This is a genomic window from Spongiactinospora rosea (assembly GCF_003315795.1).
Lineage (GTDB): Bacteria > Actinomycetota > Actinomycetes > Streptosporangiales > Streptosporangiaceae > Spongiactinospora > Spongiactinospora rosea.
Genome location: NZ_QMEY01000022.1, coordinates 50561 through 77098 on the forward strand (window position 1 = coordinate 50561; position 26538 = coordinate 77098).

Below are 26538 nucleotides of genomic sequence, written 5' to 3' on the forward strand. Positions count from 1 at the left end.
GCAGCCCGCAGCGCCGGCGGCAGGCGGGGGTGGTCTCGTGAGCCGCACCCGGACCCGCGTCCCGCCCGCCGATCCCGCCTGCGTGGCGGCGCTCGACCTGGCCCGCGCGGCCGCCGAGGAGATCGCCAGGCCCGGCGAGGTCGGCGACCACCTGGGGTTCGAGGTGGAGGCCGACCGCACGGGCACCCACTCCTTCGTCTGTCTCGACCGCGCCTATCGCGGCTGGCGGTGGGCCGTCACGGTCACCCGCGCGTCGCGGGCCAAGGTCGTCACGGTCAGCGAGGCCGTGCTGCTGCCCGGATCCGGCGCCCTGCTCGCGCCCGAGTGGGTGCCGTGGAGCGAGCGGCTGCGTCCCGGCGACCTCGGGGTGGGCGACCTGCTGCCCACGTCCGCCGACGACGACCGGCTGGCCCCCGGCTTCACCGAGACCACTGAAGACGCCGACCGGCAGATGATCTTCGAGCTGGGCCTCGGCCGGGCCAGGGTGCTCTCGCCCGCCGGTCGCGACCGCGCGGTCCGGCGCTGGCACTCCGGGGAGTCCGGCCCGCACACGCCGATCGCGCACGCCGCGCCCGCGCAGTGCTCGACCTGCGGGTTCTACTGGCCGCTCGCGGGCGTGCTGCGGCTCGGCTTCGGCGTGTGCGCCAACGAATACGCCCCCGACGACGGGCGGGTGGTCTCCGCCGACCACGGGTGCGGCGCCCACTCCGAGGCGTCCGCCGGGCCCGCGCCCATCGAGCCGACCTCGCCGATCCTCGACGACCTGGGCTTCGACCTCATGGAGGACAAGCCGGACCAGGAGGAGGCCGCGCCCGACCTCACCGGTTCGGTGGACGAGTCGGCCTCGGAGCCGCTCGGTCACTCATGACCGGCCTGCCCGCCGTACGACATGGCCGTCCTACGGCGGGGCAGGCCGCGCACGCCGCCACCCGGCCCTCGACAACCCCCCGACGCGATCGTGAGCTGGCACCTGCATGAGCGACATCACCGACATCTTCGACACCGCGGGCGTCCGTGCCACCGTGCTGGCCGCCTGGGCGGCCTCACCGGCGCGGTTCCGTGAAGACGCCAACGCCGAGGAGGACTTCGCGCTCGGCGGCTACCACGACCGGCTGATCGTGGAGCTGGCCCAGAACGCCGCCGACGCGGCGCTGCGCGGCGGCGTCTCCGGCAGGCTGCGGCTGACGCTGCGCGACGGGGTGCTGATCGCCGCCAACACCGGCGCGCCGCTCGACTCCGGCGGCGTGGAGGGCCTGTCCACCCTGCGGGTGTCCGCCAAGCGCGACCAGACCGGCACCGCGGGCCGTTTCGGCGTCGGCTTCGCCGCCGTGGTGTCGGTGTGCGACGCGCCGGAGATCGGGTCCTGGGCCAGCGGCGCGGTCCGCTGGTCGCGCGAGCAGACCGCCGAGCTGGTCGCGGCCGAGCCCGCGCTCGCGGGCGTGCTGGCCGAGCGCGGCGGGCACGTCCCGCTGCTGCGCCTGCCCTTCCCCGCCGACGCGATCGACGTGCCCGAGGGCTTCGACACGGTCGTACGCCTCCCGCTGCGCGACAAGACCGCCGAGGAGGCGGTGCGGCGGATGCTGGCAGAGACCAGCCCCGCGCTGCTGCTCGGCATGCCCGCGCTGGCCGCCATCGAGGTCGAGCTGGACGGCGAGCTGCGCACGGTCGCCGCCGACGGGTGGCATGTCGTGTCGGCGTCCGGCGACTTCACGCCCGCGCAGGTGACCGAGCTGTTCGCCGACCGGCCGACCGAGGAGCGCGCCCGTCCGTACTGGCAGGTGCGCTGGGCGGTGCCCGGCTCCGGCGGGCCGCTGCCCAGGTCCGTGCCCGGCGTGGTGCACGCCCCGACGCCCAGTGACGAGCCGCTCGACATGCCGGCGCTGCTGATCGCGAGCTTCCCGATGGCCACCGACCGGCGGCACGTGGCGCGCGGGCCGCTGGCGGAGTTCCTGGTCGAGCGGGCCGCCGAGCTGTACGTCGAGCTGCTGGAGTCGCTGCCGCGCAGCCCGCGGCTGCTGGACCTGGTGCCCGGCCTGATGGGCAAGAGCGAGCTGGACGCCGAGATCCGCCGGGCCATCCTGCGCAGGCTGCCCGACGCCCCGCTGCTGCCCGCGCTGTCCCCGCCCGCCGATCGCGACGGTCTGGTCGTGGCGGGCCGGGAGGCCGCGGTGGTGGCCGGTCCCGCCGAGTTCCTTGAGCTGGTCGCGCCCATGGTGCCCGGCCTGCTGCCGGCCGACTGGCCGCCCCGGCATCCCGCGCTGACCACGCTCGGCGCGCGGCGGATCGACCTGGCCGACGTGATCGACATGCTGTCCGGCGAGGCCGTCGAGGACAAGGGCCCGTCCTGGTGGCGGTCCCTGTACGACGTGCTGCCCGCCGACGACCCCGAGGCGGTCGGCGCGCTGCCGGTGCCGCTCGCCGACGGCCGCCTGGTCCGCGGCCCGCGCGGCACGCTGCTGCTGTCGGACGGCTCCTCGCTCGACCCGGCCGTGCTGCTGCCGCTCGGCCTGCGGGTGGTCCACCCCGAGGCCGCGCACCCGGTGCTGCTGCGGCTCGGCGCGGCCGAGGCGACCCCGCGCACGGTCCTGGAAGACCCGTTGACCAGGGCCGCGGTCTCCGAGTCACTTGACAGCCCCGACGCAGGGCCGGTCGCGGAGGCCGTGCTGGCGCTGGTCGACGCGGCCGGGCTGGTCCCCGGCGACGCCCCCTGGCTTTCGGAGCTGGCGCTGCGCGGCGCCGACGGCGAGCTGTACCCGGCGGGTGAGCTGCTGCTGGAGCAGGGCGCGCTCGCCGCGGTGGTCGATCTCGACGACGCGCCGTTCGGCACCGCCGCGCCCGAGCTGGTCGAGCGGTACGGCCCGAGGGTGCTCGCCGCCGCCGGCGTGCTGGACGGCTTCGCCGTGGCCAACGACGCCGACGTGCTGCTCGACCCCGACGAGTGCGACCACGACCTCGACGGCGAGGACGAATGGCTGGACACCGTGCTCGACCTGCTGCCCGATCTCGACGTGCCGCCGGTCGCGCCGGAGTTCTCGGCGATCCGCGACCTTGAGTACGTCACCGACTGGCCGGCCGCCCTCGCCCTGCTGACCCGCCCGCCGCTGCGCGCCGCGCTGGCCCCGCTGCGGGTGCTGGCCGGGGGCGAGGTCGTGGAGGTCCCCTCGTACACGGCGTGGTGGCTGCGCACCCACCCGGTGCTCGGCGGCGCGCTGCCCACCTCGCTGCGGGTGCCCGGGGCCGACGCCCTGCTGTTCGGCCTGTACGGCGAGGCCCCGGCCGGTCTCGACGGCGCGGCCCTCGCCATGATCGGCGTCCGGACCACCCTGACCGACCTTTTGGCCGGGCACGGCGGCCCGGAAGAACTGCTCGACCTGCTCGCCGACCCCGAGCGGCCGGTGGACCGCGCCCAGTTGCGGGCGCTGTGGACGGCGCTGGCCGGGGTGGAGCCGGAGCGGGTGGCCCCGCCGAGGGCCGTGCGCGCGGTGCTCAAGGGCGAGATCGTGGTGGCCGACGCCGACGTCGACGAGGGCGGCCCCGTGGTCGTGGAGGCCCCCGACCTGCTGCCGCTGGTCGCCGACCGGCCGCTGGTGCTCGCGCCGTTCGACCTGGCGGAGTCCCTGTCGGAGCTGCTGGACCTGGAGCTGGCGGGGGAGGCGGTGACCGGCGTGGTGACCTCGTCCGGCCAGACCCGCCCGGTGCCGCCGCAGGTGCGCTCGCTGCTGCCCGCCGCCCCGCAGACCTACGTCGAGCACGAGACCCTGCTGGTGGACGGCGTGGCGGCGGCCTGGCGCTTCCACGAGGGCGTGGTGCACGCCTCCGGGGTCGATGGCCTGGCCAGAGGCCTGGCCTGGGCCACCGGCCAGTGGGGCGACCGGCTCGCCGTGGCCGCCCTGCTCCGCGACCCCGACGCCGTCCCCCTGCTGCTGGCCGAGGCCGACCTCGACGCCCAGGGCGGCTGAGGTCGATCACTCGGCGCGGGCGGATGGGGTCCAGCCGGTGTCAGTAGGTGTCAGTAGGTGTCAGTAGGTGTCTCAGGCGGTCTCAGTTGGCGAAGAAGGTCTGGAGGTGGCGGTTGACCGGTGCCGGGCAGTCGAGCTGAGGGGCGTGGCCGCAGCCGTCCAGGATGTAGGTCTGGTCGTTGGGGAGCAGGTCGGCGAAGCGCTGGGCGCGTTCGACGGGCTGGACGGTGTCCTGCTTGCCCCACAGCACCAGAGTCGGGGTCTTGGTTGAGGGCAGCGCGCTTTCGGTCGTCGACCAGTCCAGGCGGCGTTCCAGCAGTACCGTCGCACGGATGTTGGTCGCGAAGGTCGAGGGCGCCCACCACTCGTCCAGCAGCTCTTCGGTGATCAGCTTCTTGTTGACCATCATCGCCTCGGCCGTGGAGCGGGCCATCGAGCGCCCGGACGACAGCTTGACCGCCACTTCGCCGATCACCGGCACCTTCAGCGACTCCCACAGCCAGGTGCCCGGCAGGTCCAGCCCGGTGGCGTCCAGCAGGGCCAGCTTGCCGACCCGGTCGGGGTGACGCTGGGCGAAAGCGAGCGCCCAGCCGCCGCTCCAGGAGTTGCCCGCCAGCCCGGCCTTCTTCACGCCGATGGTGTCCATGAAGGAGCCGATGGCGGTGGTCATGGCGTCCAGGTCGTACCCGAAGTCGGGGTCCTTCACCTGGGTGTAGCCCTGGCCCGGCAGATCGACGACGTAGACGGTGTGGTCCTTGGCGAGTACGCCGACCTGCTCCTTCCAGCCGATCACCGAGGTCCCGCCGGGTGAGATGAGGATCAGCGGCGAGCCGGAACCCGCCTGGATGTAGTGGAATCGGGCGATCGGGGTGTCGGCGTACCGGGAACCCATCTTCGCCAGGTAGGGGGAGCGGAAGTCCGCTTCGGCGGGCTGCCAGGCGTACGCGCCGAACAGCAGCGCGGCCACCAGCACCGCGAACACGCCCAGCACCCAGCGGCGGAGCCTGCCCCTGCGGCGTGGGCGCGGGCGCGTCACAGGTCGTTCGTCCAGTCGAGTCATGATCGGTCCCTCGGGTCGCTCGTCGTCACCCAGGGAGATGGGCGCGCGGCGGCCGGTGTGACAGTCCGCACCTGTGATCGCGCTCACGGCGGGGACGTCGGGCCGGCTACCCGGACGCCGGGGGGACGGCGGTGCTGGGCTCGATCGGCTGCTCGTCCGGCGGGATGGCGGGGGCGTCGCGGTCGCGGCGGCGGACGTACCACAGGCCGAACACGCCGCCGGCGAGGCCCGCCACGCAGGTCCAGGCCCACCAGGAGGCGGCTCCGGCGGGCGGGACGACCAGCAGGACGACCAGGGCCACCGCCCAGAGGGCCATGCCGGTGAGGACCGCCTTGGTGTCGTTGGTCCGCAGCGGCTGCAGTTCCGGTCGCCGGGACGGGGCCGGGTGCTGCTCGGAGCGCGGTGCCGGGTTCACACGCTCCAGCCTAGGCGACATGCGGACAGGCGTGGCGTGCCTGTGCGGCAGGGGGTGGGCGAGGCACGAATGCATCTCGGTACCATCAAATCCCCTATGTCCCCCTTTTCCCCTTTGATTGTGACTGCGACGCTGCGCCCGTGAACGACACCATCACCCCCACCCGCCCCCGCGGCGCCCTCGACCGTTTCTTCCAGATCACCGAACGCGGCTCCACCGTGGCCACGGAGGTCCGCGGCGGGCTCGCGACCTTCTTCACGATGGCCTACATCGTGGTGCTCAACCCGATCATCATCGGCGCCGCGGCCGACGGCACCGGCCAGTACCTCGGCGACGGCAACGCCCCGAACTTCCCCATGGTCGCCGCCGCGACCGCCTTCGTGGCGGGCGTGCTGACCATCGCCATGGGCGTGGTGGCCAGGGTGCCGTTCGCGCTGGCGACCGGGCTCGGCCTGAACGCGTTCCTCGCCTACGCCATCGCCCCCCACATGAGCTGGGAGGACGCGATGGGCCTGGTGGTGCTCGAAGGGCTGGTCATCCTGGTCCTGGTGCTGACCGGCTTCCGGGTGGCGGTGTTCAACGCCATCCCGCCGTCGCTGAAGACCGCGATCAGCGTCGGGATCGGCCTGTTCATCGCGCTGATCGGGTTCGTGGACGCGGGCTTCGTCCGGCGTACGGCGAGCGGTTCGGTGCCGGTGCAGCTCAGCGTGGCCGGGTCCGGATCGCTGAGCGGCTGGCCCACCCTGGTGTTCGTACTCGGCCTGCTGGCCACCGCGTTCATGGTGGCCCGGCGGCTGAAGGGCGCGATCCTGATCGGCATCCTCGGCACCACCGTGGTCGCCGTCGTGGTGGAGGCCGTCGCGAACCTCGGCACGCAGGTCGTCGGCGGCAAGCCCGCCGACCCGAACGCCTGGGCCATGGTCGCGCCCGGCATCCCCGACCAGATCGCAGGCCTGCCCGATCTGTCGCTGCTCGGGCAGTTCAGCCTGTTCGGCGCGTTCGACGTGGCGAGCGTGGGCGTGGTGACGGCGGTGCTGTTCGTGTTCACGCTGCTGCTGGCCGACTTCTTCGACACCATGGGCACGGTCGTCGGCGTCGGCCGCCAGGCCGGGCTGGTCGGCAAGGACGGCACGCTGCCGCGTACCAAGGAGATCCTGCTGGTCGACTCGCTCGCCGCGGCGGCGGGCGGCGCGGGTTCGGTGTCCTCCAACACCACCTACGTCGAGTCGGCGGCCGGGGTCGGCGAGGGCGCGCGTACCGGGCTGGCCAGCGTGGTCACCGGCGTGCTGTTCCTGCTGGCGATGTTCTTCGCGCCGCTGACCGAGGTCGTCCCGGCCGAGGCGGCGGCCCCCGCGCTGGTGATCGTCGGCTTTCTGATGATGACCCAGGTCAAGGACATCGACTTCGGGGACTACGAGATCGCCATCCCGGCGTTCCTGACGATCGTGCTGATGCCCTTCACGTACTCGATCACCGCGGGCATGGGCGCGGGCTTCGTCAGCTACATCGTGATCAAGGCGCTGCGCGGCCGGGCCCGCGAGGTCCATCCGCTGCTGTGGGTGGTGGGCGCGCTGTTCCTCGTGTACTTCACCGTCGAGCCGATCAAGTCGCTTCTCGGCGCGTAGTGCCGGGCCGTCTCTGTACCCTCGGGAGGTGCCTGGGCTGCGAAGACTCCTGGAGGAATAGGTTGAGAGCGTATATAGTTAGCAAAGGTAATGACTCATGCTAACGAACCAAGCCAAGAGCGACGCCGCGAACCTGCGCAGCGACGCCGGCCTGGCGTCCGCGCTCCGCGTGTCGCTGGCCCGGTTGAATCGCCGGTTGCGGCGGCAGGCCACCGTAAACTCACTGACCCCCAGCCAGTTCGCGGCCCTGGCGGCCATCGAGTACCACTCCGGGATAACCCCCGGCGAACTCGCCGAACTGGAGAAGATGCAGCCGCCCTCAATGACACGGGTGATCGCCGCGCTGGACGAGCGCGGCCTGGTCGTCCGAACCGCGCACCCGACCGACCGGCGTCAGGTCACGGTGAACGTGACCGAGGCCGGATCGGCGTTGCTGAAGGAGGAACGCCGCCGCAAGGAGGCGTGGCTGACCCAGCGCCTGAAAGAACTGACCGCGGAGGAGCGGTCGGTGCTGCGGGCGGCGGCGCCGATTCTGGAGAAGCTCAGCAGGATCTGACCTCCTCCGGTGCCGTTGCGGACTCCGCCTCGGGCACCGTGGACTCCGCCGAGCCGGCGGAGGACGAACCGGAGGAACCCGGCGCGGCGGCATCCGTGCGCGAGGCCGCCGCGGGCAAGGCACGTCGCTGGTCGCGCCGGAGGGCGGTGGCGAAGCAAGCCGCCAAGGAAGCCGCCGCGCGTGAGGTGCAGGCGATCGAGTCGGGCACGGCGCAGGCCGTACCGGCCGCCAAGAGCCGCAACGGCGGGATGTTCCGCTCGCTGCGCGGCCACAACTTCCGCCTGTACGCGTCCGGCGGCATCGTCTCCAACGTCGGCACCTGGATGCAGCGCACCGCCCAGGACTGGCTGGTACTCGAACTCACCAACGGCAGCGCGGCGGCCCTCGGCGTCGCCACGGCCCTCCAGTTCGCCCCGCAACTGGTGCTGGGCATGTGGGGCGGCATGCTCGCCGACCGCTACGCCAAGCGGCCGATCCTGATCACCGCGCAGTCCCTGATGGGTCTGCTCGCGCTGACCCTCGGCCTGCTCACCGTCACCGGCACCGCCCAGGTCTGGCACGTCTACACGATGGCCCTGCTGGTCGGCGTGATCTCCTGCCTGGACATCCCGACCCGGCAGGCGTTCGTCGCCGAGATGGTCGGCAGGGACAACCTGGCCAACGCGCTCGCGCTGAACAGCTCGATCTTCAACCTGGCCCGCGTGGTGGGCCCGGCGCTGGCCGGTCTGCTGATCTACGCGCTCGGCGGCACCGGACCGATCTTCCTGCTCAACTCCCTGACGTTCGCCGGAGTGATCGCCAGCCTGCTGCTGATGCGCCGCGCCGAACTGCGCACCGCCGAACCGGTGCCGCGCGCCAAGGGCCAGTTGCGCGCCGGGCTGCGCTACGTGCTCGACCGCAGGGAACTGCTGACGCCCATTCTGCTGATCGCGTTCCTGTCGATGTTCGCGCAGAGTTTCATGATGTCCATCGCGCTGATGGCCAAGGAGGTCTACCACGCGGGCGCGTCGTCGTTCGGCCTGGCCTCCAGCGGCTTCGCGGTGGGCGCGCTGGGCGGCGCGCTGCTCGCCGCCCGCCGCGTACGCCCTGGCCGGCGCCTGCTCATCGGCGGCGCCCTGGCCTTCGGGGTGACCCAGATCGTGGCCGGGCTCGCCCCCTGGTACACCTCCTACGTCGTCCTGCTGGTGCCCGCCGGGATCGCCCTGATCACCGTCAACACCGCCGCGAACGCCATCGTCCAGCTCGGCACCTCCAGCGAGATGCGCGGCCGGGTCATGGGCATCTACTTCCTGGTGTTCACCGGCGGCGCCCCGATCGGCGCGCCGCTGATCGGCTGGGTCTCCGAGCTGGGCGGTCCGCGCATCGGCGTGGTCATCGGTGGCATCATGACCCTGGTCGGCACCGGGCTCGCCGTGCTGCTGGCCAACGCGATCATGCGCCGGAGGGGTTCGCATGCGGTTGTTCGCGGCGCTGCTGCCACCGCCGGAAGCACTCGATGAGCTGGCCGGCGCCCTCGCCCCGCACCGGGACGACTGGCCCGAGCTGCGCTGGCTGGCCAGGGACAACTGGCACCTCACCCTGTCCTTCTTCGGTGAGGTGCCGGACCGCGCGCTGCCTGACCTCTCGGTACGGCTGGCCCGCGCCGCCTCGCGCCACCCGCCGGTGACGCTGTCGTTCACCGGGGCGGGCGCGTTCCCGTCCGCCAGGCGCGGGCGGGTGCTCTGGTACGGCCTGAGCGGGCCGGTCGCACGGCTCACCAAGCTGGCCGCCTCGCTCGCCGCCGGGGCCCGCAGGGCGGGCGCGACGCAGGTGGACGAGAAGCCGTTCCGCCCGCACCTGAGCGTGGCCAGGGCACGGGCGGAGGTCGACGTACGTCCTCTGGTCAGCGCGCTCGCGGCGTTCGAGGGCATGCGCTGGGACGCGCCGGACGTCCACCTGGTGCGCAGCCACCTGGGCGCGCGGGTGCGGTACGAGACCGTGGAGTCGTGGCCACTTGGCGGGACCACCCGGGGCGGGGGCTAGGCTCACGTAACGTGGATCGTCCCAGAAGGTGGTTGTTGCCCACGGTGCTCGCCGTGCTGGTGCTCATCGTGGTGCTCGGCGCGCTGCTGACCTGACCGCGTGCGGCCTGCCTACCAGGCCCAGTCCTCCGGTGCCGTCCGGTAGCCGGGGAAGATCTCGTCGAGGCGGGCGAGCGCCTTGTCGTTCAGCTCGACGGAGAGGGCCTTGACCGAGTCGGTCAGCTGCTCCTCGGTGCGCGGCCCGACGATCGGCCCCGTCACGGCGGGCTGCTTGAGCAGCCAGGCCAGCGCGACGTGCGCGGGCTCGTGGCCGATCTCATCACAGAACGCCTCATAGCGCTCGATCTTCTCGCGGTGCTTGTCCAGCTCCGTGGTGACCCGCTCGTTGGCCGTGCGGCCCTTGTCGGTCTTCCGCAGTACGCCGCTGAGCAGGCCGCCCGCGAGCGGGCTCCACGGGATGACGCCGAGCCCGTAGTCCTCACAGACCGGCAGCACCTCAAGCTCGGCCTTGCGGTGCACGAGGTTGTAGTGCGTCTGCTCGGACACCAGCCCGAAGAAGCCCCGCCGCTCGGCCCGCTCCTGGGCCTTGGCGATGTGCCAGCCCGCGAAGTTCGAGGACGCGGCGTACAGGATCTTGCCCTGCTGCCGCAGCACCTCCATGGCCTCCCAGAACTCCTCGAACGGGGTGTCCCGGTCGATGTGGTGGGCCTGGTAGATGTCGATGTGGTCGGTCTGCAACCGCTTCAGCGAGGCGTCACAGGCCAGCCGGATGCGCCGCGCCGACAGTCTGCCGTCGTTGGGCCACTCGCTCTCCGGCTGGTACACCTTGGTCGCCACCACCGTCTTCTCCCGGCGGCCACCGCCCTGCGCGAACCAGTCACCGATGATCTCCTCGGTGCGGCCCCAGCCGGCCTGCCAGCCGTAGGTGTCGGCGGTGTCGAAGAAGTTGATGCCCAGGTCGTGGGCGCGGTCCATGATGGCGAAGGACGCGGCCTCCTCCGTCACCGGGCCGAAGTTCATCGTGCCGAGGCAGAGCCTGCTGACGGAAAGACCGCTGCGGCCGAGATTCACATATTGCATGAGGCAAGCCTAGGGACCTGGAGTGCACTCCAGGCGATGGGCTCCGGCCACGTCACGAGCGGAGCGGGGTTGTGCGGGGCATGATGGGCGGCATGGGGGTATTGATCCGCGTGGCCCGGGCCGCGCTCGCAGTGCTCTTCGTGGTGCTGGGCGTGTCGGCGCCGGGGCTCGCCTGGGCCGCCGACGATGACGACCGGGAACGGCTGATGTTCCGCATCAAGGACCCGCGGATCACCGAGTCCAGCGGGCTGGCCACCTCGCCGACCCACCGCGGCATCGTCTACACCCACAACGACAGCGACGCGGGCCCCGTCTTCTACGCCATCGGCCCGCGCGGCACCACGCGCGCGACGTTCCGGCTGAGCGGCGCGGAGGCCCGCGACTGGGAGGGCATGGCCGCCACCGTCGATCCGGAGAGCGGGCGCGGGGTGCTGTGGTTCGCCGACATCGGCGACAACATGGACGGCGCCTGGTCCGACATATCCGTCTATCGCGTCCTCGAACCCACCCGGATGCGCAACGCCACCCTCCCCGCCACCCGCTACCGCTTCCGGTACAAGGACGGCGCGCGCAACGCCGAAGGCGTGATGGTCAACCCGCGTACGGGCCGCCTCTACATCGTCAGCAAGGAGTTCGGCGGGTCGGTGTACGCGGCGCCGCGCCGGCTCAGCACCACCAAGCCCAACGTCCTGCGCCGGATCGGCACCGCGCCACTGATGGCCACGGACGCGGCCTACGCCCCTGACGGGTCCGGCTACGTCATCCGCACCTACTTCTCGGCGAACCTCTACGACGCGTCGGGCAACTCCCTCGGCAGGCTCACCATGCCGGCGGCGGACCAGGCGGAGTCCATCACGTACACGCGCGACGGCACCGCCGTACTGACCGGCTCCGAGGGCCCCAACAGCCCGGTCCACCGCGTCCCCCTCCCCGCCCACCTCCGCCCCACCCCGACCCCCACCCCGGCCCCGGCCCGCCGCTCCACCCCCTCGACCTCCCCGGCAGCGGCGGCATCCCCCGCGGAAGGCATCTCCCCAGCCCAGCTCACCCTGGGCGTCGTCCTCACCCTCGGCGCCATCGCCATCATCACCTTCATAGCCCGCCAAGCCCGCTGACCCGATCCCCCACCCCCAGCAGGGCCACACGCTTCGCGCGCTCAATCGCCTTCGCTTCGCGCGCCCAATGGCCTTCGCTTCGCTCAGCCGTGCTCCCTTGTCGGGCTCCGCCCGACGCTCGCGCCACCGGCTTGATCAAGGAACCCGGTGCACGGTCACCAAAGCACCACGGATGACATCCAGGACTTCACTTCCAGGTCGGCTCCTGAGCGGCAATCCGAGCCCGCCGTGCTCGCTCCCACCAGGTCGGAAAGCTCATGCCGCCGATGCCGCCGATGCCGCCGATGCCGCCGCAGGGGTGGTGCTGAGTTGAACGTTCGCCACACGGCCGGCGGGCGGGATATGACTTCGTTGATCATCACTACTCGCGAGAACAAGCCCAGGAAGGCAGACCATCCTCAGGATCCCGCCAGCGCTAGACCGCACAAGCTCCTGGTGAGCGGCCCTCCACGATCAGCGTGCCGACGTGATCCGCATCCGGTGCCGGTTCGACCCGGGCGTGTACGTCCTCGTACCCTTCGTCCTCCAGCATGCGGGCCCATACCTCCGGCTCGTACGCCCAGCGGTACACCCACACCCGCCGCCCCGTGAACCCCGCTCCGTACATCCCCTGAAGGCCGTAGCTGCCAGGTACCGGAGGGGCATGCGAGAACACCACCTTGCCGCCAGGCGTGAGCCGTAGCCGTACCAGCGGCAGCCATTGCGCCGGTTCGATGAACCACAGGCCACCGAAGATCGAGTAGATCGCGTCCCAACGGCGAGTCGTCGCGGCCAGGAAGGCGAGGGCGTCCCCTTCCTCGAAACGCGCGCCAGGCAGATGCCCCCACCGCTCCTTCGCCGACACGACCTGCCGTGGCGACATGTCCACCCCCGTCGCCTCCACGCCTTTGACGGCCAGCGCGGCCACCGCATTCCCCCGGCCGAACCCGATCTCCAGAGCGGAGGCCGGATCGCCGAGCAGTTCGCCGCCAGGTCCATGCTCGGGGTATTGAGTCCACCCAAAGGCGTCTTTCAACGCATCCTGCGGCATCTCGCGACGCATGCCGGCGGCGTAGTGATCCCAGTATGCGACGCGGTCGGTGATGACGGGCTTGTCGGGCATCGTGGACGGCCTCGGGAGCGTGGCGGGACATGACGCGCGCCACCGTATCGACCCCGGCTGCCCGGCCGCCGGATAACGATGACGAGCAGCATGCCGAAAGGCCGGGCACGTCAGATGCCCGGCCCTATCGCGCGATGCCGATCAATGGCATTCGGTACCCGGCGCGCACGGCGTGCACTTCGCGTAGTCCGCCTCCCACAGCGGCCAGTCCACCTCGAAGCCGTTGTCGGCGATCACCTGCGCGGTTCGTGCGACCGACCCGTCGTACTTGAACTCGATCTCCGGAATGTGCTCCAGGAATCGTCCACCGAAGTGCTCGCGACAGAACTCCCGGTAGTTGCGGGTGTCGAGGATGAAGCCGTGGACGCCTCGGTCCACGAGTGGGCCGCAGCCGATCTCCAGATGGCGGCCGTGCTTCTCCATGGCAGTGATCAGATACGCGACGGCCTGCCCGAACACCCGGGTCGCCATGACTGTGTCCCACGGCCAGTCACGGACCAGGAGCGCGATCTGACGCTCCCACACCTTCGGTCTGACGAAGGACTTCGGGTCGCGCCACCCGCTGGCCGGGGGGCGGACGGGGGCGATGGCGGTGGTCATTGAGGCTCCCTCCCTCGAAGCGGTCATCTCGCCTCTAGGGAATGTCGCTGAGCAGGCACGGAACAATGCCGCCGGCTGCCCCCAACATTGCCACCGCGGCGATGTTCAGGGCGTGATCGCGGCTGTACGCTGCGACGAGCGCTCCCGGGAGGTGGTGCGCCAATGGCAAGGATCACTCGAGCCCGACGCGCCGAATTGCTCCGCCAAGCCAACCACATCCGCCAGGCCCGGCAACGTGCGGGTGACGATGTACCGCATATCGCCGACGCCATCAACGGCGCGCTCCCGGACGTGCGGCCACTGGAAGCGTGGCGGCTGGCCTACGGTTGGTCGCGCAGCCAGGCCATCGCCGTCATCGCGACGATCTACATCGAGGACCGGCTCGCCCCTCCGCCGCTCACAAGCAGCATGCTGTGCCGCTGGGAGCATGGGACCGTTGAGGTCGGCCTGGAGTACGGCTACGCGCTGTGCCGTGCCTACCAGGCCAGCCCGGCGCAACTCGGGGTCCGCGGTATCCCGCAAAACCCGGCCGTCACAAGATTCACCGGGTACGGTCACCCGAGGACCCCACCGCCGACGAACGGGTATCGCATGGCCTTCGCCAACCCCGACAGCACGATCCTGGCGGCGCTGCGTCAGTCGATCGAGCTGGCTCTTGAGACGGAAGGGCCGACCGGAGGCCCGCTCACTCGTGAGCACCTGGCGTCGGCCGTGGATTATTACGCGTTGCGCTACAGCAGGTTCCCGCCTGCGCTCCTGGCCACCGAAGTGCACCAGACGCGAAGCCTCGTGGCGGCGATGCTGCGCCGACACCAGTCCGATATCGTCCGTGGGGAACTACGCTTGGCCGCTGGCTGGCTTTCCGCGCTGGTCGGGAACCTGGCCTTCCATCTCGCCGACCACGAAGCGGCTTTGATCCACTTCGCCACAGCCGCCCGGCTGGGGACCGCCGTCGGTCATCCGGCTTTGATCTGCTGGACGCTGGGTGCGCAGGCGATGACCGCCTACACCCGTGGACACCCTCGCGAGGCGGTGGAATTGGCGCAGCAGGCCCTGGAGTACGCCGACACCCCGCTACGGCGTGCGCAGATCTTGGCCTGGGGCGAGCTGCGGGCCACCGCCGCCCTGGGGCCCGCGTACCGTGCGGAGGCGGCACGCCTGGCCGGTGACGCACAGGACGCGATGGCCGCCGACTCAGACGGCGACCGGCCGGGCCGGTTCGGTTTCGATGCCGCGGAACTGTTCCTGCATCTGGCCGAGGCGAGCCTGTTGCTCGGAGATCACGCCGAGGCCGCCGCCCATGCGGCAGCATCGCAGGAGTACGTCGAGAACGGCCGCCCTGGCTGGGGCGCGGCGGTTCTCGTTCACGCGCGCGCCGAGGCGTCGGGCGGACGGCCGACGGACGCAGCGGAACTGGGCCACCACGTCCTCGACACGATCCCCCCAGAACGTCTGCGCGGAACGCTTCGGATACGGCTGGGGGCCTTGGACGCCGACCTGCAAACGGCCGGGGCCTCATCAACGGACACCTCCGGCCTCCGGGACCGCCTCCGTGCGTTGCCGGCACTGGAGGCGACGGGCAGCAGTCCGGAGCCCAATGGCAGGTGAGCCCTCCTGCGATCAAAGACAGACCGGACTCGTCGAAACGATCCTTGCTCGCGTCCTCGGGAAGCGTCCGGCGAGCTGGTGCGAATTCCTCAATGGCTTGGCGTCGGCACTTTGCGCGGCCGAACGGCCTTGGAGTTCCTTATTGCCTGGTAGGAGGACCTGCCGAGAGTGGATGACGGCCGGCACGCGCGAGGGTTCGCGACCGCCTCATTATGTGCTGCTCCGATGGCGATCACAATTGATCTGTCTGGGATAGGACACGCTGCCGCATCCCTGTTTTCGCGGCCACTTTCTTGGAATGTTGCGTAGGTTGGGGCCATGTTCTTCGAACCCGAACCCGCAACGCGAGAAGAAGCGGATTATCCGCCCCGGCCGGGGTGGCCAGGATGGTTCGCGCCGCCCAAAGAAGAGATGGGCGCGGTGTTGGTCAGCGATGTGGCTCTGGCCCGCTCTCCGAATGTCGTGATCACCGTGCCGACGATCCGGGCCTTCAGCACCGGGTGCCTGATCGAGGCGAATGTCGTCATGAGGCAGCACACATTGTCGGCGGAAGATTACGAGGCCCTTGGGATGTCGGTGTACCCGCACATGATCCCCAAAGCGGAGGCCGGTCAATTACCTGAGCGGTTATTGCGCTTCGGGGTGCGGTTCGGCGACGGTACGAAGGCGACCACGGTCGGGCAGCGTTTCGACGGTGTGCGGCTCCGGCAGGATCCGCCGTCTCCGCCGCGGCTTTCGCTACTGTTCGGCGGGGTGTCGATGCGCAGCGGTGGCGAAGACGCGGCTGTCTCTCTGGTGGGGCTGTGGCTCTGGCCATTGCCTCCGGCCGAGACATTCGAACTCGCCGCGGAATGGCCGGCAGGGGGAGTGGAGTTGAGCATCGTGAGTGTGGACGGCGCGGCGATCGTGGCGGCGGCCCGCCGGTCGGTTCCGTACTGGCCGGAGGACGCGGAAAGCGGATGACCGGGGCACGCCGTTCAAAGCAATGTGGACGCGACCTGAGGAGAAGGCGTGAGTGACCAAAGGGCGATCATCAATCTCGACCCGATGGACCCTGTGGTCCTGGCCGGCGGCAAGAGGCGGACGGTGATCCTGGGCCTCAAGGACCCCGGCGAGGCCGTCAGGGCAGTGCCCAGCCTGCTGGCCGATGGGGTCGGGTCGATTGAGTTGTGCGGTGGTTTCGGGCCGCTGGCCGCCGCTCCGGTGGTGGAGGCGGTCGCGGGCCGGGTGCCGGTCGGGCTGGCGATGTTCGGTATGGAGTCGCTGACCAGCGTGGCCGCGTACAAGGCCCGGGCGGAGGCGGGGGAGGCGATGACGGCCGCGTTCATCGTCATCGTGCCCGGGACCGACCCGCGGACCGACCGTGTGGTGCGCGAGCACGAGGGCGGGCGAGCGCTTTTTGTGGCCGTGCCGGAGGAGTCGGCCGCCCCTGAGGTCGCCGCCGACCTGCTGGCCTCCGAAGGCGTCGAGCTCATCGAGCTGTACGGGGGCTTCAGCCCCACCGGGGCGGCCCGGGTGATCGAGGCCGTGGACGCCGCGATCCCGATCGGCCTCGCCGCCAGGGCCTGATCATCCGCCGACCGGGCGGGGCCGTTCGGCGCCGAACATGGCCAGGCACGGATCCAGGCCGGCGATCGTGATCTGCGGACGGTCGGTGGCCTCCCACTGGGCGCGGGACATCCGGAAGCGCTGCGACGGCCGGGCGTGGCCGTCCACGGCGTAACGGGTGATGCCGTCCGTGCGGTAGCCGAGTTTGCGGGAGATCGCCAGCGCGGCCGGGTTGTCGGCGAAGGTCTCGGAGAGCGCGTACGCGGCTCCGAGGCCCGCGAAGGCCAGGTGGAGTACGGCGGAGCGCATCTCGGTACCGATGCCGCGCCCCTGGAACTCCCGCCCCAGCCACGACCCGGTCAGTACCTCGCCCAGCACCGCGAACTCCTTGCCGTGCATGTGCTGCATGCCCACCGGCCGGCCGGACTCGAAGACGGCCAGGCCGAGCGCCCAGTCGGACGGGCTCCAGGCCCCCAGGTGCCGCCAGTGGCGGCGCAGGATCTCCTGGGCCCGCTCGGCGGGGGGCCGGTCGGCCCAGGAACTGAGGAACGGGTTGCGGCCCGGCTCATGGATGCCCCGGGCGGCCACGTCGGCCACCATGGCCAGGTCGTTCTCGGTGGGCGGGCGCAGCTCAAGACGCGGGGTGCGGACGCGCAGCCCCAGCAGTGGCCAGTGGTCGGAGAGCATGCACCATTCTCCGACCTGCCCAGGCCACGCCGCACCCGCTTTTCCCGCGACCTGGGAGCGCGGGACAGTATGGGAGGTATGAGCATCCGCAGAGCCGTGCCCGACATCACCACCGAGACGATGGACGAGAGCCGCGAGTTCTACCGCCGGCTGGGGTTCACCGAGGTGATGAACCTGGGCTGGGTGGTGACCCTCGCCTCCCCGGACAACCCCACGGCTCAGGTGATCCTCATGACCCGTGACGAGAGCGCGCCCGTGTCGCCGGACATGAGCGTCGAGGTCGATGACGTGGACGCCGTCTACGCGGACGTGCTCGCGTCCGGCGCGGAGATCGTCCACTCGCTGCGGGACGAGCCCTGGGGGGTGCGCCGGTTCTTCGTCCGTGACCCGAACGGCCGCGTCGTCAATGTCGTCGGCCACCGCTGAACCACAGGGTCGTCAGTTCACCGTCGAGTCCCGCAGCTCGTGGCTCACGTCGTTGGCGAGCTTGACCAGCAGCCGCTGTAGCTCGGCCCGGTCGGATTCGGGCCACCCGGCGACCGCCGCGCCGATCCATTTGGCGGTGAACCGCCGGCACTCTTCGGCGGTGTGCCTGCCGTCCGAGGTCAGGTTGATGCGCCAGGCCCGGCCGTCGTCGGGGTCGCGGACGCGTTCCAGCAGGCCACGCCGTTCCATGGCGCAGACGTGCCGGGTGACGTGGGGGCTTTCCACTCGGAGGGCGTCCGCGATGGCGCCGATCCTACGGGGTTCGGCCACTTCGAGCAGGTGAACGAGGATCTCCACGTCCGGGCGGTCGATCCGGGCCCCGCTGGCATCGGACAACTGCTCGGTCTTGGCGCGCTTGAGCATGGTCACCAGGCGACGGAAGGCCGCCACGGTGGTGAACAGATCGTAGCCCACTATTGCTTACCTAACTTAGGTATGTATCATCGTCGCTTGTTACTTACCTAAGTTACCTAAAAGGAGCCTTCGTGGCGACACTCACCGTGCCCGAGCGCCGCGCCACGACCAGCGGCAACCCATGGGCCGCCATGGTCACCCTGGCCTTCGCGACGTCCATCATCGCGGTGCAGAGCACCGCGATCCTGCCTCTCCTGCCGGTGCTGCAACGTGAACTCCACACCAGCCTGCCCGCCGTCACCTGGACGCTCACCCTTGGCCTGCTGGTCAGCGCGGTCGCCATGCCGCTGCTGTCCAAGCTCGGCGACATGTACGGCAGGCGCAGGATCATCCTGGGCGCGCTCACCCTTTTGGTGATCGGTTCGGTGGTGGCCGCGCTGGCCACGTCCCTGCCCTGGCTGCTCGCGGGGCGGATGCTCCAGGGTTTCGTCTCCCCGCTGTTGCCACTGTCGATCGGGCTGGCGAGGTCCCTGCTGCCGCGCCACCAACTGGCCACCGGCATCGGCGTACTGAGCGCCACCATGGGATTCGGCAGCGGCGGCGGGATGATCCTCGCCGGCCTGGTCTCCGGCGACTACCAGACGCTGTTCTGGATCGTCGGCGCCAGCGGGGCCGTCGCCGGGGTCCTGGTCGTGTTCCTGGTCAAGGACACCGCCCCGGCGCGCCGCGGCCGTCCCGACCTGCCCGGCGCGCTGGTACTGACCATCGCGCTGGTGACGCTGCTGCTGGCGATCAGCCAGGGCGCCTCCTGGGGCTGGACCTCGCCCGGCGTGCTCGGGCTGTTCGCGGTCGCCGTGGTGGCCGCGGTGGTCTGGGTGGCCATCGAACGCCGCGTCGCCGAACCCCTGGTCGAACTCGCGATGCTGACCCACCGCGGCACGGTCGGCGCGACGGTGGCCTCGCTCCTGCTCGGCTTCTCCTTCTTCATGGTCGTGACCGGGGTCTCCAACTTCACCCAGGCCCCCGCCGCCACCGGCTACGGCTTCGGCGCCACCACCCTCGAAGTCGGCTTCTTCCTGCTGCCGAGCACGCTGTTCATGCTGGTCATCTCGCTGTTCTCGGGGCGGCTGATGCGCCGCTTCGCGGCGTCCATGATGGTCGGCGTCGGGTCGGTGATCGTCGCGGTGGGCGCGCTGTGGCTGGCGCTCTCGCACGGCAGCGGCACCGACTTCTACGTGGCCTCCTCGCTGCTCGGCATCGGCCTCGGCATCGGGTACGCGGCCCTCGGCACGATGGCGGTCGAGCACGTGGACCCGGCCAGTACGGCGCTCGCCGCGGGCGTCAACGCGCTGGTCCGCCTGATGGGCGGCAGCATGGCGGGCGCGGCCATCGCGGCGATCCTCGCCGCGCTGCCGGGCGAGCCGGGCTTCCAGTGGGTGTTCGGGGTCGCGGTGATCGGCGCGGTGGTCGCCGCGGTGTTCGCGTTCGTGTTCGGACTGCTCAACCGCAACCTGGTCCCGGCCGCCTGAACCCGGATTATTTGATCCCTCCCGCAGGCCCGGTGTTGACGGCATGATCGGGGCATGGCGGGCGTGGAAGCGGTCGTGGCGAGCGCGGGCAAAGCGGTGGCGGAGCGGGCGGTCCGGGAGTGGCTGGCGGTGCGGGCCGGGCGTACCGAACGCGAATCCGACCTCACCGAACTCGTCCAGGTCACCTTCCGGGACCGGATGCTGCGGCGGAAGTTCGACAACCAGGTCCAGGGCATCGCCCTGGCGGTGGAGGACCGGCTGCGGCCGTTGATCGAGCAGGAGTACCGGGGGCTGGACGAGGGCACGCGTGCCGCCGTACTGGCCGAGGTCACCGACGCCCTGCGCGCCGCCGATCTGTCCGACGCGGCGCTGCTCGCCGCCGACGGCGACGCCGTCAGGCTGGCCGAACGCGTGGCCGAAACCCTTCCCGCGCCGAATCTGGGCGAGGCCGAGGACCGCCTGTTCGCGGTGCTGCTGGTCGAGTCGCTGGAGTGCGTGGTGCGGATGGTCCAGCAGTTGCCGCAGTACCTCCCGCGGGTGGCCACCGAGTCGCTGGGCCGGCTGGGCGGCCTGGCCGAGCAGATGGAACGCCTGCTCGCCCGCATGCCGGCGCGCTCGCTGGACGCCCCCGAGGGCCGCCAGGACGACGCGGCCTTCGAACGCCGCTACCTGGACCACGTCAGCCGGGTGCTGGACGAGGTGGAGCTGTTCGGGGTGCGGGTGGAGACCTACCGCCCGCGTACCTCGCTCAGCGTCGCCTACATCAGCCTGAGCGTGTCGTCCGGCGACCCGGTACGCCGGGCGCCGCTGGACCGGATGCCGATCGCGTCGCTGCGTGAGAACGGCGAGCGGGAGCCGGGCAATGTGCGCATCGAGGAGGCTTTGCGGCGTTCCCGGCTGACCTTGCTGCGGGGGGAGGCGGGCTCGGGCAAGAGCACGCTGCTGCGCTGGCTCGCGGTGACGGCGGCACGCGGCGGCTTCACCGGCGACCTGGGGGAGTGGAACGGCTGCGTGCCCTTCATGATCAAGCTGCGCAGCCATGCCGGCGGGCGGTTCCCGGCCCCGGAGAGCTTCCTGGACGACGTGGCGCGGGAGGTCGCGGGGCGGATGCCACGCGGGTGGGTGCAGAGGGTGCTCGAACTCGGGCGGGGTCTGTTGCTCGTGGACGGCGTTGACGAGCTGGTACTGAAGCACCGGCCCGCCGTACGGCAGTGGCTCGGTGGACTGCTGGCCGCCTACCCGGGGCTCCGCATCGTGGTCACCTCCCGCCCGGCCGCCGCCGAGTCCAGGTGGCTGGCCGACGACGGCTTCTCCAGCGCGCTGCTCGAACCGATGACGCCTGAGGATTTGCGCGAGCTGATCCGTCAATGGCACATCGCCATCCGCGACTCCCCGAGCCTGCCGTGCGCCCCGGACGAGCTGGAGGCCCATGAAGGGCGGTTGCTGTCCCGGCTGGAGAGCAACCCGCATCTGCGGTTGCTGGCGGCGACTCCGTTGCTCGCCGCCATGCTCTGTGCGTTGAACCTGGACCGCCGGGGGCAACTGCCGCACCGCCGGATGGCGCTGTATGAGGCGGTACTGGCGATGCTGCTGGAACGGCGGGACGCGGAGCGGGGGATCGATGATGTCGTCTCGCTGGACCAAGGGCAGAAGGAATGGGTTCTGCGGCAACTGGCTTGGCGGCTGGTGTCCATGGGGCGGTCGGAGCTGTCGAAGGCGACGGCGTTGAAGCTGGTGGGGCAGAAGCTCGCGGCGATGACCCGGATGCCGTACTCGGCGCATGAGGTGCTGGATCACCTGTTGCGCAGGAGCGGCGTGATCCGGGAGCCGGTACCGGGGCGGATCGACTTCGTACACAAGACCGTGCAGGAATACTTGGCGGCGAAGCAGGTCGTCGAGGACGAGGACATCGAGGCAGTCGTCGAAAAGGCACACCTGGACCAGTGGCGCGAGGTCGTCATCATGACGGCGGGCCACGCCACCGGCCGCCTGCGCCGCGACCTGCTCGCCGGACTCTTGGACCGTCCCGACGCGGAGCCAGGGCACACGCGGCGGCTCAGGCTGGTGGTCACCGGATGCCTGGAGACGATCCAGGAGTACCCGATGGACCTGCGCGAGCGGATCGACGCGTGCGTCGCGGCGGTGATCCCTCCGAAGAGCGAGGAGGAAGCGGCGCTGCTGGCGGTCGTGGGGGAGGAGGTGCTGCGGCGGCTGCCCGACGATCTTTCCGGGCTGTCGGCGAAGAAGGCGGCACTGGTGGTGCGCACGGCGTGGTTGATCAATGGCGAAGGAGGGATGGAAAAGCTGGCGGGCTATGCCACGGATGGCCGCGTCCAAGAAGAACTGGTGGCCGGATGGGACTACTTCGACTCTGCGGCATATGCAAAGAGGGTGCTGGTAAAGGCGCCGCTGAAAGAGCGGTTCATCGTCCGGGAGCAGCGGCATTGCCGCAACCTCCGCCATCTGCGCCACCTCACGACCGTCAACGTAAGAGAGTGCGCTGATCTGGGCTTTCTCGCCGAGCTGCCATGGCTGCGGGCGCTGGGCCTGTACGGTCTCCGGACCGAGGACATCGGCCCGATCGGTGGCCTCAGGGAGCTGGAGAGGCTGTCGATCGGCTATCTGGAATCACCTGCGATCGACATCGCGCCATTGGCTTCGCTGGCCCGGCTCAGACAGCTCGACGCCCTGTACTTCAAGATCCGCGACCTTACGGCTCTGGACCGGCTCCCGCGACTGGAATTGCTCGGCCTCAGCCTGCGGCACGGCCAGGACATCGGGCCACTTGCCCGGCAGGTCGAACTGCAGACACTGATCCTTGACGGCGGCCATACACGGGTCGATGTATCGGCACTGGCCGGCATGACCAGACTGGAAGAGCTCAACCTGATGGATGCGGAGATCGAGGACTTCGCGGCTATCGCGGAGGTCTGTCCCTCCGTGGATGATCTGGTGTTGACCCGCCTGAACGGCGTGAATCTCGCGGCGCTCGCTGGGTTGGGCCTCGGTTATCTGTCGATCTCGCATTGCGAAGGTGTCGAGGACATCGAAGCACTACGCAGCCAGTCGCGGCTGCGATTGTTGGATCTCGATCAACCAGGTGTGCGGGACCTATCCCCGCTCGCCGAGCTTCCCATGCTGTCGCACCTGCGACTGCGCGAGGTGGCGGACAACATCGATCTTGCTCCACTCGCCGGCATGCTCGACCTGCACGTCGAGCTGAGGAGAGGTCAGCGGGTGGTCAATGCGCATCTGCTGGGTGGGCGGGTCAGGACCGAACGTCTGTAGGGTCGGGAGGGATGCGAGACGCACCTCATCTCCCTAGTGAGACCATCCGCGAGGCCCTGGACGCGCACTTCGGTCTCAAGCCCGCCATCCTCGAATTCCTCCCCCTCGGCAACGACTCTGCCTCCTGGTCCTTCCGGGCCGACGACCACTTCCTCAAGGTCCGCGCTGGAGACGGCCGCATGCCCGGTGCCGCCGTACCCGCCCTCCTCCGGGACCTCCCGCACGTACTCGCCCCCCTCCCCACCACCAGCGGCGCCCCCTACGCCACCGTCAACGGCTTCGCGCTCGCCCTCTACCCCCTCCTCGACGCCGCCCCCGCCGTCGAGGTCGGCATGTCGGCGGAGCACTGGCGGACGATCGGGAAGGCCATCAGCACCCTTCACACCACCCCCCTCACCCCCGCGCTGATCCAGGCCGCCGACCGCGAGACGTACCGTCCCGGCAGGCGGGAACTGATCCCCGCCATCGAAGCCGCCTTGCGCGCCCCCCAGGACGACATCGCCAAGGAACTCGCCGACCACTGGACCGCCCGCAAGGAGATCATCGATGACCTCCTCCAGCGCACCGACACCATGGGCCCGAGGCTGGCCGCCGAGGAGCCGCCCCTCGTACTCACCCATGGTGACCTGCACACCTGGAACATCCTGATCGACAAAGAGAACAACCTCTGGATCATCGACTGGGACGAGGCCGCCGTCGCCCCCAGGGAACGCGATCTCATGCTGGTCATCCGGGGCATCGGCCCCGGTCTGGTGAGCGAGGACGACACCGCCGCCTTCTTCCAGGGATATGGCGACTCGACCGTGCCCGACGAACGTCTGCTCTCCTTCTACCGCGCGGCCTGGGCGGTCAGGGACATCGCCGAGTTCGGTGAACGCGTCCTCCTCGACCCCCGCCTCAGCGAAGAGGCCCGGCAGGACGCGGTGGAGGGGTTCCTCAGCCTGTTCGAGCCGGGGGACATCGTGGAGATCGCGACCTGAGTACGAAAACCCAGGTGATACTTAGGTAGATCTTCGCATGTGAACTGCAAGCGGGACGCGGCATGCTCCCTCCTATGCAGCAGGCGAACGGCGCCAAATGTCCTGATTGCGGTGGCCCGCTGGAGCATCCGGCCGAGGCGTGCCCGCGCTGCGGGCTGCCGCTGCGCGGGCCGGTCGCGCACGAGTTGTGGCAGGTGGACGTGGCCATCGCCGGGCTCGACGGGGAACGCGCCCGGCTGAACGCCCGTCGTACGGAACTGCTGGCCGCACTCCGCCGGTCACCCGCAGCACCTATACCGCCCCAACCGCCCAGGCGGGAGCTTTCCGCCCAGGCCACGCAGAACCTGCTGCTGGTGCTGGGCGGCCTGCTGCTCGTCGTGGCGGCCTTCGTCTTCACCGTCGTGAGCTGGGGCTATCTGAGCGTCGGCGGACGGGCCGCGGTACTCGCCGGAGTGACCGCGCTGGTGCTGGCCGCCCCGGCGGTACTGCTGCGGCGCGGGCTGACCGCGACCGCCGAGACGATGGCCGCGTTCGGCGTCGCGCTGATGGTCCTGGACGGCTACGCGGCCCGCATGGTCGGCCTGGCCGGTTCGGACGCGCTGCCCGCCCCCTACTACACCGCGCTGGTCTGCGGCCTGATCGCGGCGGTGCTGGCCGGTTACGCTCGGGTGGTCAAGGTACGGCAGGCGGCCCCGGCCGCCGTGGTGTTCGCGCAGGGCGCGCTCATCGCGCCCGCGCTGGAGCCCGGGGGCGACTGGATCGCCGCCGCCTTCCTGGTGGCCGCCGCGCTCGACGTACTCGCCTGGATGTACCTGCACAGAGCGGCCGTGCTCAGAGCGACGGCGGCGGTCTGCGCCGCGCTGACGGGCGGTACCGGCATCCTGCTGGCCGTCTACAGCGAAGCGGCCATCGCGCAGAACGTGCCGCGCGCGCTGCCCCCGGCGGCCCTCCTGATCGCCGCCGCCATCGGCATCCTGGTCCTCGCGTCCGTCCTCGCCCGCCGGGAGCAGGCGCCGGACGCCGTACGGGTGCTGACCGTCGTCGCCGTGATCGCGTTCACCGTGGCCGTAACGGCGCTGCTGGGGCACGCCACCAACGGCGGGCCGGTCGGCTGGCGGCTCGTCGCCTGCATGGTCGTGTCGCTGGCGCTGTGCGGCGCGGCGTTCGCCCTGCCCGATCCCCTCGTACGCCGGGCGGCCACGGTCACCTCCGGGGTGATCGTCCCGTTGTGGTTCCTGCCGATGGCCTTCGAGGTGATCGCCACCCTGGCCGCGCCGATGCGCCGGGCCGTCGAGTCGCCCTGGCGGCACGCCGAACTGATCTGGGGCATCGACTGGCCGCCCGCCTCCACCGCCGCGCCCGCCGCGCTGCTCCTGCTCACCGCCGCCGCCCTCATCATGCGGGCCCGCCACCGCAAGGCCGAACCGGTCGCGCTGATCACGGCGGCGGTGGCGTTCGCGGTGGTCCCGGTGGCCTTCGGGCTGCCGGAACCGGTGATCGTGGTGGCGACGGTCGCGCTCACCGCCGTCCTCGCGGTGCCCGCCGCGCGGGTGGCGGGCCGCCGGGCCCCGCTCTACGGCGCGGTGGCGCTGCTCGCCGCCTGCCACGCGGCGGCCTGGGCGCTGGACGACGAGACCGCCACGCACGCCGCGCTGCCGGTGCTGGCCGTCGTGGCGGCGGCGGTCGCGGTGACCGGGCGGGTGGCGGGCGTACGGGCGTACGCGGCCGGGGCCGCCGTCGTACTGCTCGGCGGCGAGGCGCTGGCCGTTCCGGTGTCGGCGGGGCTGGCGCGTGGGCAGGCGGCGTTCGCCGTACTGGCCGTGGCGGCGCTGGCCGCCATCACCGCCGCCCGCACCAGCACCTTGGGGACCGAGAGCGGGGGATATGTCCTCGCCGGGGCCGGGATCCTGCTGACCGCTCCCGATCCCCGGCTGATGAGCCTGTCGTGCGCGGCGGCCGGGGTACTGGCCGCAGGTACCGCGCTGCGCCCCGACCGCCGCCACCGCACGACGTTCCAGATCGCCGCCGCCCTGCTGCTCGCCGCCACCTGGTTGCGGCTGTGGGCCGAGGACGTGGACGCGGTCGAGGCGTATACCGCGCCCTTCTCGCTGGTGCTGCTCGCCTTCGGGTGGTGGCGGTTCAGGCAGGCCGGGGAGGGCTCCCGCCCGTCGTCGTGGTCGCTCTACGGCACCGGCCTGGCGTTCACGCTGCTGCCCAGCCTGCTCGCCGCGCTGTCCGACCCCGGCTGGGTGCGTCCGCTGCTGCTGGGCTGCGCGTCGCTGGCCGTACTGCTGGCGGGGGCCCGGTGGCGGATGCAGGCCCCGGTGGTGCAGGGCGGGTTCACGCTGGCCGTGCTGGGGGGCAACGAGCTGATGCCGTGGATCTCCGACCTGGTGCTGCTGCTGCCCCGCTGGGTGCCGATCGCGGTCGGCGGCGCGCTGCTGGTGGCGATCGGCGCGACGTACGAGGCGCGCAAGCGCGACGTGCGCAAGCTCCGCGACGCCCTCGCCAAACTGGGATAAAGA

The 26538-nt window shown here is 71.1% G+C and carries 22 protein-coding genes; 15 read left to right on the forward strand and 7 right to left on the reverse strand.

All coding sequences use genetic code 11. The annotated features are described in order from the left end of the window. Positions 1 to 37 precede the first annotated feature (37 nt). Positions 38 to 868 (forward strand): DUF3027 domain-containing protein, encoded by an 831-nt coding sequence (locus DP939_RS34670; RefSeq protein ID WP_113985070.1) that lies wholly within the window; start codon positions 38 to 40, stop codon positions 866 to 868. 106 nt (positions 869 to 974) lie between these two features. Further along, on the forward strand, positions 975 to 3959 hold the full coding sequence (locus DP939_RS34675; RefSeq protein WP_113985071.1) for a sacsin N-terminal ATP-binding-like domain-containing protein: 2985 nt from the start codon (positions 975 to 977) through the stop codon (positions 3957 to 3959). Between the two features lie 82 nt (positions 3960 to 4041). Here the strand turns inward: DP939_RS34675 and DP939_RS34680 are convergent, their stop codons facing one another. Together DP939_RS34680 and DP939_RS34685 are read right to left on the reverse strand one after the other, a co-directional pair. Beyond that, complete coding sequence (locus DP939_RS34680) at positions 4042 to 5019, reverse strand: alpha/beta fold hydrolase (protein WP_113985072.1); 978 nt, start codon at positions 5017 to 5019, stop codon at positions 4042 to 4044. Positions 5020 to 5125: 106 nt separating this feature from the next. Continuing rightward, positions 5126 to 5434 (reverse strand): DUF2530 domain-containing protein, encoded by a 309-nt coding sequence (locus tag DP939_RS34685; protein WP_225878684.1) that lies wholly within the window; start codon positions 5432 to 5434, stop codon positions 5126 to 5128. Positions 5435 to 5574: 140 nt separating this feature from the next. On the opposite strand from DP939_RS34685, the gene DP939_RS34690 reads away from it, so the two are divergent. From DP939_RS34690 to thpR, 4 genes are all read left to right on the forward strand, one after another. Further along, positions 5575 to 7059: an NCS2 family permease gene (locus DP939_RS34690; protein ID WP_113985073.1), complete on the forward strand. Its 1485-nt coding sequence runs from the start codon at positions 5575 to 5577 to the stop codon at positions 7057 to 7059. Between the two features lie 97 nt (positions 7060 to 7156). Next, on the forward strand, positions 7157 to 7615 hold the full coding sequence (locus DP939_RS34695; protein WP_113985074.1) for a MarR family transcriptional regulator: 459 nt from the start codon (positions 7157 to 7159) through the stop codon (positions 7613 to 7615). 38 nt (positions 7616 to 7653) lie between these two features. Beyond that, positions 7654 to 9114, forward strand: coding sequence for an MFS transporter (locus tag DP939_RS34700; RefSeq protein WP_225878685.1), 1461 nt, complete (start codon positions 7654 to 7656; stop codon positions 9112 to 9114). Continuing rightward, positions 9068 to 9637: an RNA 2',3'-cyclic phosphodiesterase gene (gene thpR / locus DP939_RS34705; protein ID WP_113985075.1), complete on the forward strand. Its 570-nt coding sequence runs from the start codon at positions 9068 to 9070 to the stop codon at positions 9635 to 9637. The genes DP939_RS34700 and thpR overlap by 47 nt, the downstream gene beginning before the upstream one ends. A gap of 110 nt (positions 9638 to 9747) precedes the next feature. On the opposite strand, the gene DP939_RS34710 is transcribed toward thpR, so the two are convergent. After that, the gene (locus DP939_RS34710) at positions 9748 to 10716 is read right to left on the reverse strand and encodes an aldo/keto reductase (RefSeq protein WP_113985076.1); all 969 of its coding nucleotides are present in this window, start codon (positions 10714 to 10716) and stop codon (positions 9748 to 9750) included. Positions 10717 to 10808: 92 nt separating this feature from the next. Here DP939_RS34710 and DP939_RS34715 point away from each other — a divergent pair, with 92 nt between their 5' ends. Next, positions 10809 to 11831 (forward strand): hypothetical protein, encoded by a 1023-nt coding sequence (locus tag DP939_RS34715; RefSeq protein WP_147268246.1) that lies wholly within the window; start codon positions 10809 to 10811, stop codon positions 11829 to 11831. Positions 11832 to 12246: 415 nt separating this feature from the next. On the opposite strand, the gene DP939_RS34720 is transcribed toward DP939_RS34715, so the two are convergent. Both DP939_RS34720 and DP939_RS34725 read right to left on the reverse strand, forming a co-directional pair. Next, a complete protein-coding gene (locus DP939_RS34720; RefSeq protein WP_113985078.1) occupies positions 12247 to 12933 on the reverse strand; it encodes a class I SAM-dependent methyltransferase in 687 nt (228 codons plus the stop codon). 141 nt (positions 12934 to 13074) lie between these two features. Further along, positions 13075 to 13533, reverse strand: coding sequence for a glycine-rich domain-containing protein (locus tag DP939_RS34725; RefSeq protein WP_113985079.1), 459 nt, complete (start codon positions 13531 to 13533; stop codon positions 13075 to 13077). 162 nt (positions 13534 to 13695) lie between these two features. Here DP939_RS34725 and DP939_RS47240 point away from each other — a divergent pair, with 162 nt between their 5' ends. From DP939_RS47240 to DP939_RS46435, 3 genes are all read left to right on the forward strand, one after another. Then, complete coding sequence (locus DP939_RS47240; protein ID WP_199565615.1) at positions 13696 to 15141, forward strand: tetratricopeptide repeat protein; 1446 nt, start codon at positions 13696 to 13698, stop codon at positions 15139 to 15141. A gap of 318 nt (positions 15142 to 15459) precedes the next feature. Next, positions 15460 to 16104 carry a hypothetical protein gene (locus tag DP939_RS34735; protein ID WP_147268247.1) on the forward strand — a complete coding sequence of 215 codons (645 nt, stop codon included), beginning with the start codon at positions 15460 to 15462 and terminating at the stop codon, positions 16102 to 16104. A gap of 48 nt (positions 16105 to 16152) precedes the next feature. Then, positions 16153 to 16710 carry a DUF6506 family protein gene (locus DP939_RS46435; protein WP_113985081.1) on the forward strand — a complete coding sequence of 186 codons (558 nt, stop codon included), beginning with the start codon at positions 16153 to 16155 and terminating at the stop codon, positions 16708 to 16710. On the opposite strand, the gene DP939_RS34745 is transcribed toward DP939_RS46435, so the two are convergent. Next, the gene (locus DP939_RS34745; RefSeq protein WP_113985082.1) at positions 16711 to 17376 is read right to left on the reverse strand and encodes a GNAT family N-acetyltransferase; all 666 of its coding nucleotides are present in this window, start codon (positions 17374 to 17376) and stop codon (positions 16711 to 16713) included. Between the two features lie 78 nt (positions 17377 to 17454). Between DP939_RS34745 and DP939_RS34750 the strand changes: the two genes are divergently transcribed. Continuing rightward, entirely contained in the window at positions 17455 to 17802 is a 348-nt protein-coding gene (locus DP939_RS34750; RefSeq protein ID WP_113985083.1) for a VOC family protein, read from the forward strand. A 12-nt stretch (positions 17803 to 17814) separates the two neighbouring features. Here DP939_RS34750 and DP939_RS34755 read toward each other — a convergent pair whose 3' ends face one another. After that, a complete protein-coding gene (locus tag DP939_RS34755; RefSeq protein ID WP_113985084.1) occupies positions 17815 to 18276 on the reverse strand; it encodes a MarR family winged helix-turn-helix transcriptional regulator in 462 nt (153 codons plus the stop codon). Between the two features lie 71 nt (positions 18277 to 18347). Here DP939_RS34755 and DP939_RS34760 point away from each other — a divergent pair, with 71 nt between their 5' ends. The 4 genes from DP939_RS34760 (at position 18348) to DP939_RS34775 (ending at position 26535) form a co-directional block, all read left to right on the forward strand. Continuing rightward, positions 18348 to 19745, forward strand: a complete 1398-nt coding sequence (locus DP939_RS34760; RefSeq protein WP_225878686.1) for an MFS transporter — start codon at positions 18348 to 18350, stop codon at positions 19743 to 19745. Positions 19746 to 19799: 54 nt separating this feature from the next. Further along, positions 19800 to 23033, forward strand: a complete 3234-nt coding sequence (locus DP939_RS34765) for an NACHT domain-containing protein (protein ID WP_113985085.1) — start codon at positions 19800 to 19802, stop codon at positions 23031 to 23033. A gap of 11 nt (positions 23034 to 23044) precedes the next feature. Beyond that, positions 23045 to 24013, forward strand: a complete 969-nt coding sequence (locus tag DP939_RS34770) for a phosphotransferase (RefSeq protein ID WP_113985086.1) — start codon at positions 23045 to 23047, stop codon at positions 24011 to 24013. A gap of 74 nt (positions 24014 to 24087) precedes the next feature. After that, positions 24088 to 26535 carry an SCO7613 C-terminal domain-containing membrane protein gene (locus tag DP939_RS34775; RefSeq protein ID WP_113985087.1) on the forward strand — a complete coding sequence of 816 codons (2448 nt, stop codon included), beginning with the start codon at positions 24088 to 24090 and terminating at the stop codon, positions 26533 to 26535. Positions 26536 to 26538: the final 3 nt, after the last annotated feature.